This is a genomic window from Sphingorhabdus contaminans (assembly GCF_007280415.1).
GTDB lineage: Bacteria > Pseudomonadota > Alphaproteobacteria > Sphingomonadales > Sphingomonadaceae > Sphingorhabdus_B > Sphingorhabdus_B contaminans.
Genome location: NZ_VKKU01000001.1, coordinates 1,496,076 through 1,512,448, shown reverse-complemented (window position 1 = coordinate 1,512,448; position 16,373 = coordinate 1,496,076). Strand labels below are relative to the sequence as shown.

The following is a 16,373-nucleotide window of genomic DNA, read 5'->3' as shown; positions in this document are numbered from 1 at the left end:
GGCCGACTTTATCGGGACAGGCGCCTCCGCGCAGCTTGCAGGTCGTCCACAAATTGCATCCGTTCCCGTTCCGCCAAATCGGCGTCCGGCAGGCGCAGCAAATAGCTTGGGTGGATTGTAACCAAGACCGGAACGCCTTCCAGGCTTTCGACCATTCGTCCTCGGTTGGCGGTGATTGGCATCGCCCGCCCTGTCAGGCTGCGTACGGCGGTGGCGCCCAGCGCGACGATCAATTCCGGTTGCACCAGTTCAATCTCGCGCTTCAACCACCAGCGGCAATGGTTGATTTCGCCAACATTGGGACGTTCGTGGATACGTCTTTTGCCCTCGGGCCGGAATTTGAAATGTTTGACGGCGTTGGTGATGTAGCTTTGGTTACGGTCCACACCAGCCTGCAACAGTGCAGCGTCAAATATCTGTCCCGCCGGACCGACAAAAGGCCGACCGGTGCGATCTTCCTGATCGCCGGGCTGTTCGCCGACAAACATCAGCCGGGCATTTGCCGGGCCTTCGCCAAAGACCAATTGCGTCGCCAGGCCGTAGAGCGGGCAACGGCGGCAGCGCTCGGCTTCGGTGCGAAGGGTGCTGAGCGTTTCGGCGGCTTGGGGTACAATGTCCTTTTCGATCATGGCCACCTCCCGGTTGCGTGCTGACTGGATCAGTTCTGTGACCAACGCGGTTTCGGGCATGTTGTGCCAGTATTTTTTGGGCATCTCCTTCAGCATAGCGTTTACCTTGAGACGGGCTGGATTGAAGATGGAGCCGTAATAAGTCTTCCACTGTTCTTCGACATTGTCTTCTGTCGGTGCGTCGGTTTTTAACCTGGCTGAAGCTTCCAGCAGTTTTTGACGGTCCCAGTGGATGGTCAGGCTGGGGGTCAGGATCGACCATTTCATGGCTGCGAAGCGGCGGACGAAGAAGGCGGCGTTGGTGCGGACGATGTGGTGTTCGGGTTCGAACCAGGCCACGAAATGCTCCTCACCACCATCCTCCTCGACCCGGCGGAAGCGCAGGAAAGCGCGCATTTTGTGGATGTCGCGGCGGACATTCTTCGCCATCATCTCCAGCTTGCGGAGCAGGGGGTCGGCCTCGTCCCCCATGTGCCGCTGGCGCGCCTTCAGGTCGACGAGCAACTGGTAGAGCATACCAAATCGTTCCGGGTCCGAATGGCAGATGACCGACCGCGCCAGTTCGGCAAAGCCCTTGGGCACACCGATGGGCGCCGCGTCCAGGCTGGCCTCCGGGCTGGCAAACAGGTCCGTGCGCTGCTCGCCCACCTGCCAGACCACATCCGCCGGGCGCGCGCCCAGCCGCATCAGCCCGCGGCACTGGTTGCGCCAGCCGTCAAAATCATCCTCCGCCGCGATCCGCGCGGTAATCATGCAAACAGCTCCAACTGCTCCGTCTTGGGCGCGATGCTGGTGCGCAGATGTTCAAGATCGGTAAGCGCCCCCGGCGTCCAGCCATCGGCAATCAGGAAAGGCCGTATTTTCGCAATGGAAACCGTCAGCCGCCCCACATCCTCCAGCCGCAGCCTGCGCCAGCGCCGCGCCTTCAGGATCGCCTTCACCGCCTTCGTTCCCAGACCCGGCACGCGCCACAACATCTCCTTGGGCGCGCGGTTGACGTCGACAGGGAACTGCCCCCGATGTTTCAGCGCCCAGGCAAGCTTGGGGTCGATATCAAGCGGTAACATGCCATCGGCCTGCGCCGCATCGACCACCTCCTGCGGGGCAAAGCCGTAAAAGCGCATCAGCCAGTCGGATTGATAAAGCCGGTGCTCGCGCATCAGGGGCGGGCGTTGCAGCGGCAGAACCGCACTCGCATCCGGGATCGGGCTGAACGCCGAATAATAGACCCGGCGCAGGCCAAAGCGGTCATATAATCCATTGGCTCGGCGGACGATATCGCTGTCGGTCGCGGCATCGGCCCCCACAATCATCTGCGTTGACTGGCCGGCGGGGGCAAAGTTCGGTGCGCTCCGGTATTTCTTCTTCGCGTCGCGGCCATCCAGGATCGACGTCTTCAGACCGCCCATCGCGCCTTCGATGCGTTCTTCGGACTTTTCAGGCGCAAGACGGTTCAGCCCCTCGCGCGTCGGCAATTCCACATTGATGGACAGACGGTCCGCATACCGCCCTGCCGCCTCCAGCAATTCGGGGTCGGCATCAGGGATGGTTTTCAAATGGATATAGCCGCGAAAGTCATGATCCTCCCGCAAGCTTCGGGCAACCTCGACAATCTGCTCCATCGTGTAATTGGAACTTTTGATGATCCCTGACGAAAGAAATAGTCCCTCGATATAGTTGCGCTTGTAAAAGTTGAACGTCAGGTCGACGACTTCCTTGGGCGTAAAGCGCGCGCGGCGGACGTTGGAGCTTTTGCGGTTGATGCAATAATGGCAGTCGAAGATGCAGCTATTGGTCAGCAAGATCTTCAACAGCGATATGCATCGCCCGTCGGGCGCATAGGCATGGCAGATGCCCATACCTTCGGTCGAACCAATCCCGCCCGATTTTGAGCTGGACCGTTTTACGGTTCCGGAGGAGGCACAGGACGCGTCATATTTGGCGGCATCCGCCAGAATGGCGAGCTTCTCGGTCACTTGTAACTGGGTCATTTGTTCTGTATATGTTCGCGATGTCGCCTCGTCTATACCCCATGTATGAAAGTGCGGCAGAACGCGCATTTGAGGAGGAATGCATAAGGGAAAATGCGGTGTTGCGGATTTACCCTAAGCAGGGTGAACCTTCCGGGCCCTGCGCGGTTTGATTTCCAGATACCCGCCACCATATGACTATCAGAAAAAGGAACGCCCAATCCCCCGCACCGCCGCCCAGCACTGGATAGAACCGCACCCGCACGGCATCTACGTTCGCCCCGCCGACATGTGGATTGACCCGTCGCAGGCGGTGGCGCGCGCTCTGGTCACGCACGGCCATGCCGACCATGCGCGCAGCGGCCATGGCACGGTCTGGGCAACGCCGGAGACGCTGGCCATCATGGCGCTGCGTTATGGCACCGAAATGGGAACGCCCGTACCCTATGGCGACGGTTTTGAGGCCAATGGCGTAAAGATCAGTTTCCATCCGGCGGGCCATGTTTTGGGGTCGGCTCAGATCCTGCTCGAACATGCGGGCGAGCGCGTGATTGTCACCGGCGACTATAAAAGACGGCATGACCCGACATGCGCGGCGTTCGAACCGGTGGCGTGCGACGTTCTGATTACCGAGGCGACATTTGGCCTGCCGGTGTTCAACCATCCGCCCATCGAAGACGAAATCCGAAAGCTGCTTGATACCCGCAACGCCCATCCCGATGGCTGCGTCGTTGTGGGGGCCTATGCCTTGGGCAAGGCGCAGCGGGTCATCGCCGAACTGCGGCGGGCGGGTTATGACGCGCCCGTCTTCATCCATGGCGCGATGCAGAAAATGTGCGACCTTTACGAGGCGCATGGCGTTTCGTTGGGCGAACTGATCCCCGCCACGGGCCTCGCCAAGGGTGAATTGCGGGGCGGTATCGTGGTTGCCCCGCCATCGGCGCTGAACGATCGCTGGGCGCGGCGTTTGCCCGAACCTGTCACCGCCATGGCGTCGGGCTGGATGCGTGTGCGCCAGCGTGCGCGGCAGCGTAATGTCGAATTGCCGCTGGTGATTTCGGATCATGCCGACTGGAACGAACTGACAGGAACCTTGCTGGAACTGCGCCCTTCCGAAACATGGATTACCCATGGCCGGACCGATGCGCTGGGCCGTTGGTGCGAACTGCATCAATTGAAGGCGCGCGCACTGGATCTGGTCGGACGCGAAGATGAGGATGAAGGCTGATGCAGGCCTTTGCCGCCCTTGTCGATGCGCTGGTCTACACCCGTTCGCGCGATGCAAAAATCCGCCTGATCGCCGATTATCTGCGCGCCACGCCTGATCCCGACCGCGGCTGGGCCTTGGCGGCATTGGCCGGAACGCTGAACATTGCGACTGTGAAGGCATCGGCCATCCGCGCCATGGCGGAAGAAAGATTCGACCCGCTGCTTTTCAGGATGAGTCGCGATTATGTCGGCGACACCGCCGAAACCGTGGCTCTGATGTGGCCGGACCAGCAGACCGCAAAAGCACCGCCCAGCGTGGCCGAGATAATCGACCTGCTCAACGCCACCAGCCGTGCGCGCGCGCCTTCCGTGCTGGCCGAACTGATGGACAGGCTGGACGCCGACGGCCGCTATGCCTTGCTGAAACTGGCGACCGGCGGGATGCGCGTCGGCATCTCGGCACGGCTCGCCAAAACCGCCTTTGCGCAAGGTTTCGGTCTGTCGGTCGACGATGTGGAGGAGGTCTGGCACGCCCTGCGTCCGCCCTATGCCGAGCTATTTGCCTGGGGCGAGGGGCGGGCGGAGCGACCCAATCTGGCCGACAGCGCCTTTTTCCGGCCCTTCATGCTGGCGCATCCCCTGGACGACGGGGTGGTCGACCTTTCGGAATTTGCTGCCGAGTGGAAATGGGACGGTATCCGTATTCAGATCGCCGCCACCGGCACCGAAACCCGTCTGTTCAGCCGTGGCGGGGACGAGGTGACGGCGGCCTTTCCTGAAATAGCGGCCACCTTTACCGGCATCGGCGTGGTTGACGGGGAATTGCTCGTTCGCGGGGATGTCCAGGGCGGGGAAGCGGCCAGTTTCAATGCGTTGCAGCAACGGCTGGGACGCAAAACGGTAACCGCCGCCATGCAGGCCGAATATCCGGTCTTTGTCCGGCTCTACGACATATTGTTTGACGGTGCAGAGGATATGCGCGGTCTCGGCTGGACCCAGCGGCGCGATCGTCTGGAACGATTTGCCGCCGGACTCGATCCGGCCCGTTTCGATCTGTCCGCGCTGATCGAGGCGCGCGATTTTGACCATCTTGCCGAATTGCGCGGGGCAGCGCGTGAGGCCGCGATTGAAGGCGTGATGCTGAAACGGCGGGACGCGCCTTATCTGGCCGGACGCAAGGTCGGACTGTGGTATAAGTGGAAACGCGAACCCTTGGTTGCCGATTGCGTAATGATGTACGCCCAACGCGGCAGCGGCAAAAGGTCGTCCTATTATTCCGACTATACTTTTGGCTGCTGGGGCGAGGATGGGACCTTGCTGCCCGTCGGCAAGGCCTATTCGGGGTTCAGCGATACCGAACTGAAATGGCTGGACCGTTTTGTACGCACCAACACCGTCGCCCGTTTCGGTCCGGTGCGCGAAGTAGAAAAAACTCTGGTTTTAGAGGTCGCCTTTGACGCCGTGCATGAATCGAAACGGCATAAATCCGGCATCGCCATGCGCTTCCCCCGCATATCCCGCCTGCGCCGCGACAAGCCGGCCGAGGAGGCGGACAAGGTTGCGACGTTAAAGGCGATGATTGGGTGAGTTGTGGTGTGGGGGACAGCGTCAACGCTTCCCTCTCCCCTTCAGGGGAGAGGATACGGAGACTTGGCCGACAGGCCTAGGCGCAGTTGGTGAGGGGCTCGACGGTGAGGGCAATGCGCCAACTCCCCCTCTCCACTCCGTCTAATGGCTAAAGCCATAAGACTGCGTACCTCTCCCCTAAAGGGGAGAGGGGAGTTGCGGGGGTTCGGGACAGTCCCCGACACCGGCTGTAAACAGGTAAAAGGGAACTGCCTCTATCGCGTTCCGTTTACAGAAACGCCTTCACATCCGCCATGAACCGGTCGAACTGGTCGTGGTGCAGCCAATGGCCGGCATTTTCATATTCGATGACTTTGGCGGTCGGGAAATGTTCGATCCGGCCGTCCTTTTCCGGGTTGGAAGCCCAGCTTTTTTCGCCGTAAAGCAATAGCATGGGGCAGGTGATGGACTGCCAGATGCTGAGCAAATCCTCGCGCGGCATATCGAATATGGCCCAGATGTTGAGGTAATTGTCGAACTTCCAGCTCCAGGTGCCGTCCTCGTTCCTGCTGATTCCGTGCACGGTCAGATGGCGGGCCTGCTCATCGGTCAGATAGCTGTTCTCCGCCTTCATCCGGTCATAAGCGGCTTCAATCGTGGGATAGCGCTTGGGTGTGCGTCCCGCGGCGTTGCGTTTGTCTTCGATCCATTGGCGGAACCGTTTCTGGATACCGATGGCATCGCGTTCGGCCTGCATCTTAGGCGACAGGCCCAACCCTTCGATATTGACCAGTTTGCGGACATTTTCGGGGAAGATTCCGGCATAGCGCGTGGCGATATTGCCACCCATGGAATGGGCAATGATCGATACCGGGGCCAACCCCAATTGATGGATCAACTGGGCAAGGTCGTAAACGAAGGCCGACATTTCATAATTGCCGTCGGGCGACCAGCTGCTGTCGCCATGGCCGCGCAGATCGGGTGCGATAATGTGCCAGTCATGGCGCAATTCTTCGGCCACCCAGTCCCAGCTGCGCGCATGGTCGCGTCCACCGTGGACGAGCAACAAAGGCGGTGCGTCGGGATTGCCCCAGTCGACATAGTTGAGGCGCAGGCGCTGCGAAATGAAGCTATTGGTGATGGGGCCGTGTAAAGTCATTCCGCGGCCAGTAATTGCTCCGCCCCGCCAAGGTCAACCGAAACAAGCCGGCTTATCCCTTGTTCGACCATCGTCACACCAAACAGGCGGTGCATGCGGCTCATCGTCACGGCATTGTGCGTTACGATCAGATAGCGTGTATCGGTTTCCCGCGTCATGGCGTCGAGCAGATCGCAAAAACGTTCGATATTGGCATCGTCCAGCGGCGCATCGACTTCGTCAAGGACACAGATCGGCGCGGGGTTGGTCAGGAACAGACCAAAGATCAGGGCGACCGCCGTCAGGGCCTGCTCCCCGCCCGACAGCAGGGTCAGGGACTGTAATTTCTTGCCCGGGGGCTGCGCAAAGATTTCGAGGCCAGCCTCCAGCGGATTGTCGCTGTCGATCAGCGCGAGATGCGCCTGCCCGCCGTTGAACAGGGTGGAAAACAGCCGCCGGAAATGGCCGTCGACAGCCTCGAAGGCGCTCAGCAATCGGGCGCGGCCTTCGCGGTTCAGGCTGCCGATCGATCCGCGCAACTGGTGGATGGCCTGCGTCAGCTCTTCGCTTTCTTTGAGGCTCGTTCCTTGCTGTTCCTCCAGTTCGGCCAGCTCATCTGCGGCGATCAGGTTGACAGGACCAATTCGTTCGCGTTCGCTCTGCAACCGCTCCAGCCGGGTCGACTGGGTTGCGGCATCGGCCAGTTCATTTTCGTCAAATTCCAGCTTTTCGGGCAATACCGGCGGCGGACATTCAAAACGCTCGCCCGAAATACGGCCCATCTCGATCCGGCGCTGGTCCTGATTTTCGGCGCGCGCTTCGGCCCCGGCGCGGGCTTCGCGGGCGACGGACAGGGCTTCGGCTGCCGCGGCAAGATCGCGTTCGAGCGCCTTCAGCGACGCTTCGCTGTTGTTTTCGGCCACCTGCAATTGCGCCAGTTTTTCGGCGATATTTTCGCGGTCATCCTCGAGCGCGGCGATATCGCGTTCCAATATTTCGGGACGTCCGGCGAGGCTTTCGAGCTCTTGCGCGATCTCGGTCGACCGCTTGTTCATTTCGGCGATGCGGCGTTCGGCTTCGCCTGCGCGATCCTGCCAGCTGCGGATTTCCGCCATGGCGACGGCGCGGCGTTCACGCGTTTGTGCCAGCCGCTGGTCATGCGCAGACAGGTCGGCCTGGCTGCGCACCAGCAATTGGCGCAGCGCCTCATTCTCGGACGTCAGCTTGTCGACCAGGGCGCTGTGGTGGTCACCCGCCGGAAGGGCGGTGCGCGCCTTTTGCGCCTCGTCCTGCTCGGCCTGTGCCGTGGCAATATCCTGCCGTGCGGTTGCAATGCGTTCCTGCAGGGCGCTGCGCGCCTGCTGGAGCCGGTTCAGGGCGTCTTCGGCCTGGTCGGCGGCGCGCAGGGCGTGGCGCAGGTCTGTCTCGGTCTGCTGCTGCTGACCTGTCAATGCGCGGTGCTTTTCCTGTGTTTCGGCAATCTGCGCGGCGATCCGGTCGGCGGTTTCGGATTGCTGCTGCAAAGCGGCTTCCGCAAGCGGGATTTGCCGGGCCAGTTCGTTCAGCCGGTTCTGGCGTATCAGTTGCTCTGCCGTAGTCGCGCCGTCATCGTCGGCGGCAAATCCGTCCCAGCGGCGCAGCTTGCCGTCCTTCGTCACCAGCCGCTCGCCGGGCAGCAGGGCGGTGCCGTCGTCTGTGTCGACAACGCGGATCATCGACAGGCGGGCGTGCAGTTCTGGCGGGGCCTCGACATGGTCGATCAGCCTTGCTCCCGCGATGGAGGGCAGCTCGGCGCTGCGCCCCAGCCAGCGGCGGCCCGCTGCGCCGCCGATCATCGCGTTGACATCCTCGCCCAATGCTGCGGCAAGCGCGCGTTCATAGCCGGGTGCGGCCTTGATGCGGTCGAGCGCGCGGTCGCCGCTCGATTTGCTGAGCGCGCGGGACAGGGCGTTCTGTTCGGATTGCAATGCGGCCAGTTCGGCCTTGGCGCTTGCATAGGCGCTCTGGATCGCGTCGCGTTCGCCGACCAGGGCGGCGCGGTCCGTCTCGATCCTCGCGATGGCGGCAAGGCCGTCTTCGGCCTGTTGCTGGAGCCGGACAACCGCCTCCGCCGCCTCTTGCTTGGCAGCGGCGAATTCGGCCTCGCTGCCGAGCCGGTCCTGCTCTTCGTCCAGCCGTGCCGCGTCGCGTTCGGCCCGCTCGACCCGTGCCGCCGCGGTGGCAAGGGCGGCGTCGGCGACACGCAGCTCGGCATCCGCCCGCGCCTGCTCGGCCAGCGCCTTCGCCAGCGTAACCTCGCTTTCGCGGACCTGCCGTTCCGCATTTTCGGCAAGGCGGACGAGCGCCGGGCGTTCCTCTTCCTGCGTCTTGATCGCCTGGTTCAACTCGGCATTTTCGCCTTGCAACCGGGCGAGGGCATCGGCCGCGTCGTGGGTCAGCCGGTCTTCGCGCGCGCCATCATCGGCCATGCGCGCCGCCTGCGCCGCAAGATCGGCCTGCCGCTGGATGATGCGGTCCCGGTCGCTCTTTATCTGCACCAGCCGGTTGGACAGATCACTCGCCGCATCGCGGGCGGTCATCGCAACGGCCCGCGCCTCGGCGAGTTCGCCCACAGCCTTCTGCTGCGCCGCGCTCAGTTCGCGCTGCTGCGCGCTCGCCTTTTCAACCTCTGCCGTCGCCGCATTGGCTTCGGCGCGGGCGGCGTCGGCGGCGGCCTTTGCCTCTTGCCAGCGCACATAGATCAGCTGCGCCTCGGCCTGCAAAATCTCGCGGCTCAGCTTGCGGTAGCGTTCCGCCTGCTTCGCCTGCCGCCGCAATTGCCCGGCGCGGGCGTCCATATCGGCGAGGATCGTCGCCAGCCGGGACAGGTTCGTCTCGGCCGCGCGGAGTTTTTGTTCGGCATCCTTGCGGCGCACATGCAGGCCGGAGATGCCTGCCGCTTCCTCCAGCATTTGCCGCCGTTCCTGCGGCTTGGCGGAGATGATCGCACCGATCCGTCCCTGGCTGACAAGGGCAGGGGAATGCGCACCCGTTGCCGCATCGGCAAAGATCAACGCCACATCCTTGGCCCGCACATCGCGGCCATTGGACCGGTAAGCAGAGCCTGCGCCGCGCTCGATCCGGCGGGTAACCTCCAGTTCCTGATCTTCGTCATTCGCCGCGTCGTCAAAGCCGCGCTCTGCCGAGATCGTTACTTCGGCGAAGTCGCGGGGCGGGCGGGATGCAGTGCCGGCGAAGATGACATCTTCCATTCCGGCACCGCGCATGGATTTCGGGCTGCTTTCGCCCATGACCCAGCGGATGGCTTCCAACAGGTTGGACTTGCCGCATCCATTGGGACCCACAATGCCCGTGAGTCCCGTTTCAATCTTCAGCTCGGCAGGCTCGACAAAGCTTTTGAAGCCGACAAGTTTCAGCTTCTTTATACGCAAGGGGCTATCCCCATCGCCGCGTCCTGCATGTCAACCACCCCCCGAGGTCAGCCTTAGCGCGCGCCGGCTTCCACCAGCTTGCCCTTCACCTGATTCCAGGAACTGGCGTCCAGCTTGGCCCCGTTAAGCAGGAAGAAAGGCGTACCGGTCACGCCGTCTTCCTTCGTCCCTCTTTCGGTCGAAGCAATCAGCGCGTCGATGGCGGCTTTGTCGGAGAGGCAGGATTTTGCCTGATCTTCACTGATCCCGCGCGATTTGACGAAATCGATCAGGCCCATTTTGGTGCCGAGCAAGGTCGAGATCTGCTCGGGCGTCATTTTCTGCATCGCCTGCTGGTCGGCCTCGGTCACCGTGCTGATCTTGCTGAGCCAGCTCTGCTGTTCGGCATAAAGCTGTTCGGTCAGCGGGAAAAATGCTTCCGGACCGCTACAGGCGGCCAAAAGGAAGCCCGGAATATCCTGAACCCCGTGCACCAGATAGGGGCGGAATTCCATTGCGACCACGCCGGTGTTCACAATCTCGTTCAGCTCTACGGTCGATTGCACCGAGAATTGCGCACATCCCGGGCAGGTGATCGCGCCATATTCAACAAGCTGCAATTTCGCATCGGGGTTGCCCATTTTATAGCCACCCACTTCGGTCTTGGTGACCACATCGGTCCATGCCTTGCCGGCAGGGGCTGCAACCTTTGCAATAGGCTCACCCTTGGGCGCGCCCGCGCTATCACCCGAACCACAGGCTGCAAGGGCGAGGGCGGCGGCGGCGGTTATGAAAAGTGACTTGATACGCATAAATGGTCCTTCATTTTCCCGGAGGGGCTTATTTCATTTTGGCTTTCAGATCGGCGAAGCTGTGGACATGGTCCTGCAACACGCCGTTTATCATGAATGTCGGCGTCCCGTTCACCCCGGCGGCGGCGCCACCATCGGTCAGGTCCAGAACGATTTTCAGTGCCGCCTTGTCGGCAAGACAAGCTTTGGCTTGTACCGGTGAGATGCCGCGCTGCTGCATGATCGGGCCAAGGCCGATTTCATTATACACGCCCGTCATATAGGCGGTGTAATTTTCGGATTTCAGATGGGCCTGGGTGGCGGCAGAGATATTCTTCGCCTTGCCGAGCCAGACGGACTGTGTGGCAAACAGATGCTTCTGGTTGCCGAAAAAGCGGCCCTTCCCGCCGCACCGTGCGAGCATGGCCGCGGTGAGATCAATCGGGTTTAGCAGCAAGTTGCGAATTTCGAGGCTCGCCTTGCCCGTGGCAACATATTGCGTCTTGAATGCAGGCGAATGGTTCATCTCGAAATCGGCACAATGCCCGCAGGTATAGCTGAGATATTCGACGACCTTGTTGGGGGCCGCCGGATTGCCGATGACATGGGCCCCTTTGTCCGTAAGGGAAAAGGTCAATAGCCAGTTCTTTTTGGGTGTCGCCGCCATAGTGCCTGCCGCGAGCGCAAAGGCGCCGAGCACAAGGATGCTACCCGATTTCATGATGTGCGACATGTTTTCCTGTTTAGATGAAATTTGAGGCCCAATCATCTGGAATTACTCGTCGTCTTTGGCAAGGCTTTTTGCGAGGCTTTCCAGCACCGCGAACAGCTCCGGATCGCCAATTTCGCGCAAGGATTCCCCCAATTCCAGCGGGACTGGTTTCAACATGGGCTGCACAGAAGGCTTTGGCGTTGCAGGCTTTGCTACCGAACCCTGACGCACTTTGACCCGCGCGACGGCGCCATAGCCGAAGAAGCGGTTCACCCGTTCGATGATTTCGGGCAAAACATGCTGGATCATGGTGGCATGTGCGCCTTCCACCGTCAGTTCCAATGTGCCGTCGGATTTTCTGCCGATGGGAAAGCGGATCGATTCGGGGGCGGAGACTGCGGCGTAACGCGCGCCGACTATTTCGTCCCACCGGCTGACGACAGAGCTTTGGACAAAGCCGAATTTGCGAAATGCGGCACGTCCGATTTCGGGCATCAGCGCGGACACCTGCCGTGCTTCCCCGCCGCGCGGGCGTTGATAGGGTTTGAGCACGCGCGTTTTCTTGTCACTGCTGTCTGAAGTCTTGCCTTTGTCCATTGGCTCATTCATGCCATTTCCAATGCCCAACGTCCAACATTCTGACCAGAAAACTGGGGATATCGCAGCCCTTCTTCTGGCGCATTATGCCGTTCATGCGCGGGATCTGCCCTGGCGGAAACGGCCGGGGCAGGGGTGGCCGGACCCCTATCATGTCTGGCTATCGGAAATCATGTTGCAGCAGACGACCGTCATGGCCGTCATGCCCTATTTTGCGCGCTTTACCGACAGATGGAAGAATTTCGCCGAACTTGCCGCCTGTGACGATGCCGACCTGATGGCGGCATGGGCGGGGCTGGGCTATTATGCGCGGGCGCGCAACTTGCTGAAATGCGCACGGACGGTGGTGTCCGAACATGGCGGCGAACTGCCGCAGAGCGAGGATGCGCTGAAAAAACTGCCGGGCATCGGGCCTTACACAGCCGCTGCGATTGCCGCGATTGCCTTTGGGCAGCGTGCGGTTGTCGTGGATGCCAATATCGAACGGGTCGTATCCCGCCTTTTCGCCCTTTCAACTCCCTTGCCGCAGGCCAAGCCTGAAATTTCAGCGTTGATGGACCGGATTACGCCTGCTGACCGTGCAGGCGATTTTGCGCAGGCGATGATGGATCTGGGCGCCGGAATATGTTCGGTAAAGGCGCCTGCGTGCGACCGGTGTCCTCTGGCGGATGGATGTCAGGCCCGCCAGGACGGAAATCCAGAAGCCTATCCGGTCAAACAACCCAAAAAGGCGCGTCCTGTGCGCAAGGGCACCGCCTATTGGATTCGGCGTGGCGACAAGGTGTGGCTGGTGAAGCGGAAGGACAGCGGAATGTTGGCCGCGATGCGCGCCTTACCCGACGATGGCTGGAACGCGAAATCCGACGGAAATATGTGCCCGCCATTTCCGGCTAAATGGGAGCAACGGTTGCCCGCCATTACCCATATATTCTCGCATTTTTCGCTGGAACTGCAGGTTGCCGTTACGGCATGGCCGCATGGGCCCAATCCGCCACTTGAAGGGGAGTGGTGGGACGTAAATTCGCTCGACAAGGCGGGGTTGCCGACCTTATTCATCAAGGCAACAAAAGTGGCATTGGCATCAGGAGAGAGATGATGGAACACAGCGCAATAGTCCGGTCGACTTTAGACAGACGCAGCTTCCTGAGCTGGACCAGCACTCTGGCGTTGGCCGGCACAGCAACGGCCTTCATGCCGGCCGGCGCATGGGCACGTGCGGCGGCGGATAAATATCCGACCATCAAAGCGCAGTTTGAAAGCTATATCTCATCCGGAAAATTGCCGGGCCTGCTGGCTTCGATCGGCAAGGGCGCGATGCCCGCAGATATCGTCGCCATGGGCACCATTGCACAGGGCGACACGACGTCCGTCGATGCGGACACCTTATGGCGGGTCTATTCCATGACCAAGCCGGTCACCGGCATTGCCGCGATGCTATTGGTGGGTGACGGGAAAATGAAGCTCGACCAGCCGATTGCCGATTTCATTCCCGAATTTGCCAATATGACGGTGTTGACTGATCCCGATAACAGCATGGCTGCCGTGCCTGCGAAAAACCAGATTACGGTACGGCATTTGCTGACCCATACGGCCGGACTGGGCTACAGCATCATCACCAAGGGGCCCTTGCTGAAGGCCTATAATGAAAATGGCATCAATCCGGCAGTCATGAGCCGTTTCCCTATCCCGGGCTTTGCGGTACCTGCGCCGACACCCGATCTAAAGACCTTTGCCGAACGCGTTGCGAAACTGCCGTTGATTGCGGAGCCAGGCACAAAGTGGAGCTATTCCATCTCGCTTGATCTTTTGGGTCGCGTGATTGAAGTGGCTAGCGGCATGGATTTTGACGCGTTCCTGAAGACGCGCCTGTTCGATCCGCTCAAGATGACCAGCAGCTATTTCCAGGTTCCGGCATCGGAGACCAAGCGTTTGGTCACCAATTATGCGCCTGCAAATGGCATCCTGATTCCGATCGATCCCGGTCCAACGAGCATCTATCTCGACAAGCCTGCCTTTGCCTTTGGCGGTGCGGGTCTCGTCTGTTCCGCACATGACTATGACCGGTTCCTGCACATGCTGCAAAATGGCGGGGAGCTGGACGGCGTGCGCGTTATGTCGCCGGAAACTGCCGCTTTGGCGATGTCTGACCTGTTGCCCGCTGGCGTGAAAACAGATGGTACCTTCATTGCCGGCGCAGGCAATGGTGCCGGTGGCCGCGTCGGCAAGGGTGCGTTTGAAGGCACATTCGGCTGGGGCGGTGCAGCAGGAACCGTGGCGTTCGTCGATTCCCGTCGCAAGGTGCGTGCGGTTCTGATGGCGCAATATGTGCCGAGCAATGTCTACCCGTTCCATGAGGATTTTGCGAAATGGGTGTTGGCCGATCTGGGCATACAGGGCGCCTAACCGATGAATCCGGGCTTTACAGGTTCCCCGCTCGACCGGGCTGACCGCGTCCGGAACGATGTGGAGGCCTATGGCGCTTTGTTGGCGGACTGGCGCGCCCGGATATTGGGTCTGGACGGGCTCGATCCGCTCGTTGCGTCCGAAGGGGGATTGCTGTGGCACTCGATTGCCGAACTGACCGGATCGGAAGAACTGATCCTGTTGGGGCTGTCGGATGGCAAGCCGCATTTCGTTCCGCTGGTCGAGGCGGATGGCGGCATGTTCCGTTCGCCGGCAATCTGGCGGGCGCTGACCATGCTTCCGGCCGAGGATGCGGCCATTTACGGAACAGCGCGCAGCCTGATCGAATGGCATAATGGCCACCGTTTCTGCGGTAAATGCGGACATCTGACGGAAATGTTCCGCGCCGGATGGGGCCGCAAATGTGGTAATTGCGGGAAAGAACATTTTCCGCGCACCGACCCGGTAGTCATCATGCTCGCCGAATATGAAGGCAGGGCGCTGGTCGGTCGGCAGACCCGCTTCCCGCCCGGCAATTATTCCGCACTTGCGGGTTTTCTGGAGCCCGGGGAAAGCATCGAAGAAGCGGTACGTCGCGAAATCCATGAGGAAGCAGGGGTCACCTGTGGTGCGGTGCGCTATGTCACCAGCCAGCCCTGGCCCTTTGGCGGCGCGCAACTGATGATTGCCTGTGTCGCGGATGCACAGGACGATGCCATTACGCTCGACACCGACGAGCTGGAGGATGCGATGTGGGTCACCAGGGACGAGGCGCGGGCCGCGCTTGCCAATGAAGAAGGGCGGCGTTTCAACGCGCCACCTCCTTTTGCGATTGCGCACAGCCTTTTGAAGCATTGGGTCAGCGCATGACCCCGTTGCGGATCGACATAGTCTCGGACGTCGTTTGCCCCTGGTGCATCATCGGATACCGTCAGGTGCAGATGGCGCTCGACATGCTGGAACAGCCGGTCGCTGCCGAAACATGGTGGCATCCATTCGAACTCAACCCCCATATGGCGCCGGAGGGGGAGGATACCGCCGAACATATCGCCCGCAAATATGGCAGCACGCCCGAACAGAGCCGCGCCAACCGGCAGCGTTTGTCGGATATTGGCGAAAGTGTCGGCTTTTCCTTCAACTATGGTGAGGGGATGCGGATCTATAACACGTTCATGGCGCACAAGCTGTTGACCGTGTTCGGTGCCGAACGGGGCTGGAAAGCGCAGACGGCGTTGAAGATGGCCTTGTTCAAGGCCTATTTCCAGGACCGCCGCGATGTCAGCGATATGGCAGTGCTGGCGGAAATCGCGGAGCAACAGGGCATGGATGCTTCGGTTGCGCATGCATGGATGCTGGACGAAAGCCTGACACAAAGCGTGCGGGCCGAACAGCGGCAATGGCTGGACGAAAATATCACCGGCGTTCCGGCGATCATTTTTGACCAGAAATTCATGGTTCCGGGGGCGCAAATTGCGGAGACTTTTGCCGGCGTGATCGGCAAGGTTCTGGCCAAACGCGAAGCGGCCTAAACCAGCCCCATCTTCATCAACTCGCCCAGCATTTTTGGCGGCATCACGTCGCGGGCATCGGCTTCCCCGTCGCCGAGATCGGGCGGGACGTCCTTGTCTTCCAGATAACGCCAACCCTGATGCGCGCGCTTGGGAATGCCGCGCACGGGGATGAGACGCGGCTCGATGCGGATCCAATAGCGGCCCTGTCCGTTTTCCATGAAGCCAAGTATCGGGCTGCGTCCGATGAGGGTGTGGGCGTGAATCCAGTACAGCGATCCGCCCGTCATTTCCGCAACCCGCTTGGGCAGGTAGCGGGTGGTCAGCCGCACTTCGCCCTCTTGCGAATAACGGGCCAGCCGCGCCTTCAGATCGGCCGGACTGGTCGCGCCAAAGGCGATTTTGGTCATGTGGAGGGGCATGGACGCTATCTGGGGAGG

Annotated in this window: 14 protein-coding genes; 6 read left to right on the top strand and 8 right to left on the bottom strand. The window is 60.9% G+C overall.

Translation table 11 applies throughout. The features are described 5' to 3' along the window. Nucleotides 1-8: 8 nt before the first annotated feature. Both FOM92_RS07305 and FOM92_RS07300 read right to left on the bottom strand, forming a co-directional pair. Nucleotides 9-1,382 (bottom strand): UdgX family uracil-DNA binding protein, encoded by a 1,374-nt coding sequence (locus tag FOM92_RS07305; RefSeq protein WP_143776083.1) that lies wholly within the window; start codon nt 1,380-1,382, stop codon nt 9-11. Then, nucleotides 1,379-2,620 (bottom strand): putative DNA modification/repair radical SAM protein, encoded by a 1,242-nt coding sequence (locus tag FOM92_RS07300; RefSeq protein WP_143776082.1) that lies wholly within the window; start codon nt 2,618-2,620, stop codon nt 1,379-1,381. The genes FOM92_RS07305 and FOM92_RS07300 overlap by 4 nt, the downstream gene beginning before the upstream one ends. 199 nt (nt 2,621-2,819) lie before the next feature. Between FOM92_RS07300 and FOM92_RS07295 the strand changes: the two genes are divergently transcribed. Then, a complete protein-coding gene (locus FOM92_RS07295; RefSeq protein WP_143776376.1) occupies nt 2,820-3,827 on the top strand; it encodes a ligase-associated DNA damage response exonuclease in 1,008 nt (335 codons plus the stop codon). Further along, a complete protein-coding gene (locus tag FOM92_RS07290) occupies nt 3,827-5,395 on the top strand; it encodes a cisplatin damage response ATP-dependent DNA ligase (protein WP_143776081.1) in 1,569 nt (522 codons plus the stop codon). Before FOM92_RS07295 ends, FOM92_RS07290 begins: the two co-directional genes overlap by 1 nt. Nucleotides 5,396-5,663: 268 nt before the next feature. On the opposite strand, the gene FOM92_RS07285 is transcribed toward FOM92_RS07290, so the two are convergent. From FOM92_RS07285 to FOM92_RS07265, 5 genes are read right to left on the bottom strand one after another with little or no spacing between them, the layout of a single operon-like run. Beyond that, nucleotides 5,664-6,533 carry an alpha/beta fold hydrolase gene (locus tag FOM92_RS07285; RefSeq protein WP_143776080.1) on the bottom strand — a complete coding sequence of 290 codons (870 nt, stop codon included), beginning with the start codon at nt 6,531-6,533 and terminating at the stop codon, nt 5,664-5,666. After that, on the bottom strand, nt 6,530-9,943 hold the full coding sequence (locus FOM92_RS07280) for an AAA family ATPase (protein ID WP_143776079.1): 3,414 nt from the start codon (nt 9,941-9,943) through the stop codon (nt 6,530-6,532). Before FOM92_RS07280 ends, FOM92_RS07285 begins: the two co-directional genes overlap by 4 nt. Nucleotides 9,944-9,996: 53 nt before the next feature. Next, on the bottom strand, nt 9,997-10,734 hold the full coding sequence (locus FOM92_RS07275) for a DsbA family protein (protein ID WP_143776078.1): 738 nt from the start codon (nt 10,732-10,734) through the stop codon (nt 9,997-9,999). Between the two features lie 28 nt (nt 10,735-10,762). Then, entirely contained in the window at nt 10,763-11,446 is a 684-nt protein-coding gene (locus FOM92_RS07270; protein ID WP_170226811.1) for a thioredoxin domain-containing protein, read from the bottom strand. A gap of 42 nt (nt 11,447-11,488) precedes the next feature. Next, entirely contained in the window at nt 11,489-12,034 is a 546-nt protein-coding gene (locus FOM92_RS07265; protein WP_143776076.1) for a DUF721 domain-containing protein, read from the bottom strand. A 10-nt stretch (nt 12,035-12,044) separates the two neighbouring features. On the opposite strand from FOM92_RS07265, the gene FOM92_RS07260 reads away from it, so the two are divergent. From FOM92_RS07260 to FOM92_RS07245, 4 genes are read left to right on the top strand one after another with little or no spacing between them, the layout of a single operon-like run. Further along, nucleotides 12,045-13,118 carry an A/G-specific adenine glycosylase gene (locus tag FOM92_RS07260; RefSeq protein WP_143776075.1) on the top strand — a complete coding sequence of 358 codons (1,074 nt, stop codon included), beginning with the start codon at nt 12,045-12,047 and terminating at the stop codon, nt 13,116-13,118. Then, nucleotides 13,115-14,425 carry a serine hydrolase domain-containing protein gene (locus FOM92_RS07255; RefSeq protein ID WP_342778168.1) on the top strand — a complete coding sequence of 437 codons (1,311 nt, stop codon included), beginning with the start codon at nt 13,115-13,117 and terminating at the stop codon, nt 14,423-14,425. The genes FOM92_RS07260 and FOM92_RS07255 overlap by 4 nt, the downstream gene beginning before the upstream one ends. A gap of 3 nt (nt 14,426-14,428) precedes the next feature. Next, nucleotides 14,429-15,295: an NAD(+) diphosphatase gene (gene nudC, locus FOM92_RS07250; protein WP_143776074.1), complete on the top strand. Its 867-nt coding sequence runs from the start codon at nt 14,429-14,431 to the stop codon at nt 15,293-15,295. Continuing rightward, complete coding sequence (locus FOM92_RS07245; protein WP_143776073.1) at nt 15,292-15,954, top strand: DsbA family oxidoreductase; 663 nt, start codon at nt 15,292-15,294, stop codon at nt 15,952-15,954. Before nudC ends, FOM92_RS07245 begins: the two co-directional genes overlap by 4 nt. Here the strand turns inward: FOM92_RS07245 and FOM92_RS07240 are convergent. Then, nucleotides 15,951-16,355 (bottom strand): DUF1489 family protein, encoded by a 405-nt coding sequence (locus FOM92_RS07240; protein ID WP_143776072.1) that lies wholly within the window; start codon nt 16,353-16,355, stop codon nt 15,951-15,953. The genes FOM92_RS07245 and FOM92_RS07240 overlap by 4 nt on opposite strands. Between the last annotated feature and the right edge of the window lie 18 nt (nt 16,356-16,373).

What these genes read in the sequence shown, in the direction of transcription:
- FOM92_RS07275 (WP_143776078.1), bottom strand. Translation starts at nt 10,734, where the DNA reads ATGCGTATCAAGTCACTTTTCATAACCGCCGCCGCCGCCCTCGCCCTT.
- FOM92_RS07290 (WP_143776081.1), top strand. Translation starts at nt 3,827, where the DNA reads ATGCAGGCCTTTGCCGCCCTTGTCGATGCGCTGGTCTACACCCGTTCG.
- FOM92_RS07255 (WP_342778168.1), top strand. Translation starts at nt 13,115, where the DNA reads ATGATGGAACACAGCGCAATAGTCCGGTCGACTTTAGACAGACGCAGC.
- FOM92_RS07300 (WP_143776082.1), bottom strand. Translation starts at nt 2,620, where the DNA reads ATGACCCAGTTACAAGTGACCGAGAAGCTCGCCATTCTGGCGGATGCC.
- FOM92_RS07260 (WP_143776075.1), top strand. Translation starts at nt 12,045, where the DNA reads ATGCCCAACGTCCAACATTCTGACCAGAAAACTGGGGATATCGCAGCC.
- FOM92_RS07240 (WP_143776072.1), bottom strand. Translation starts at nt 16,355, where the DNA reads ATGCCCCTCCACATGACCAAAATCGCCTTTGGCGCGACCAGTCCGGCC.
- FOM92_RS07265 (WP_143776076.1), bottom strand. Translation starts at nt 12,034, where the DNA reads ATGAATGAGCCAATGGACAAAGGCAAGACTTCAGACAGCAGTGACAAG.
- FOM92_RS07270 (WP_170226811.1), bottom strand. Translation starts at nt 11,446, where the DNA reads ATGTCGCACATCATGAAATCGGGTAGCATCCTTGTGCTCGGCGCCTTT.
- nudC (WP_143776074.1), top strand. Translation starts at nt 14,429, where the DNA reads ATGAATCCGGGCTTTACAGGTTCCCCGCTCGACCGGGCTGACCGCGTC.
- FOM92_RS07305 (WP_143776083.1), bottom strand. Translation starts at nt 1,382, where the DNA reads ATGATTACCGCGCGGATCGCGGCGGAGGATGATTTTGACGGCTGGCGC.
- FOM92_RS07245 (WP_143776073.1), top strand. Translation starts at nt 15,292, where the DNA reads ATGACCCCGTTGCGGATCGACATAGTCTCGGACGTCGTTTGCCCCTGG.
- FOM92_RS07285 (WP_143776080.1), bottom strand. Translation starts at nt 6,533, where the DNA reads ATGACTTTACACGGCCCCATCACCAATAGCTTCATTTCGCAGCGCCTG.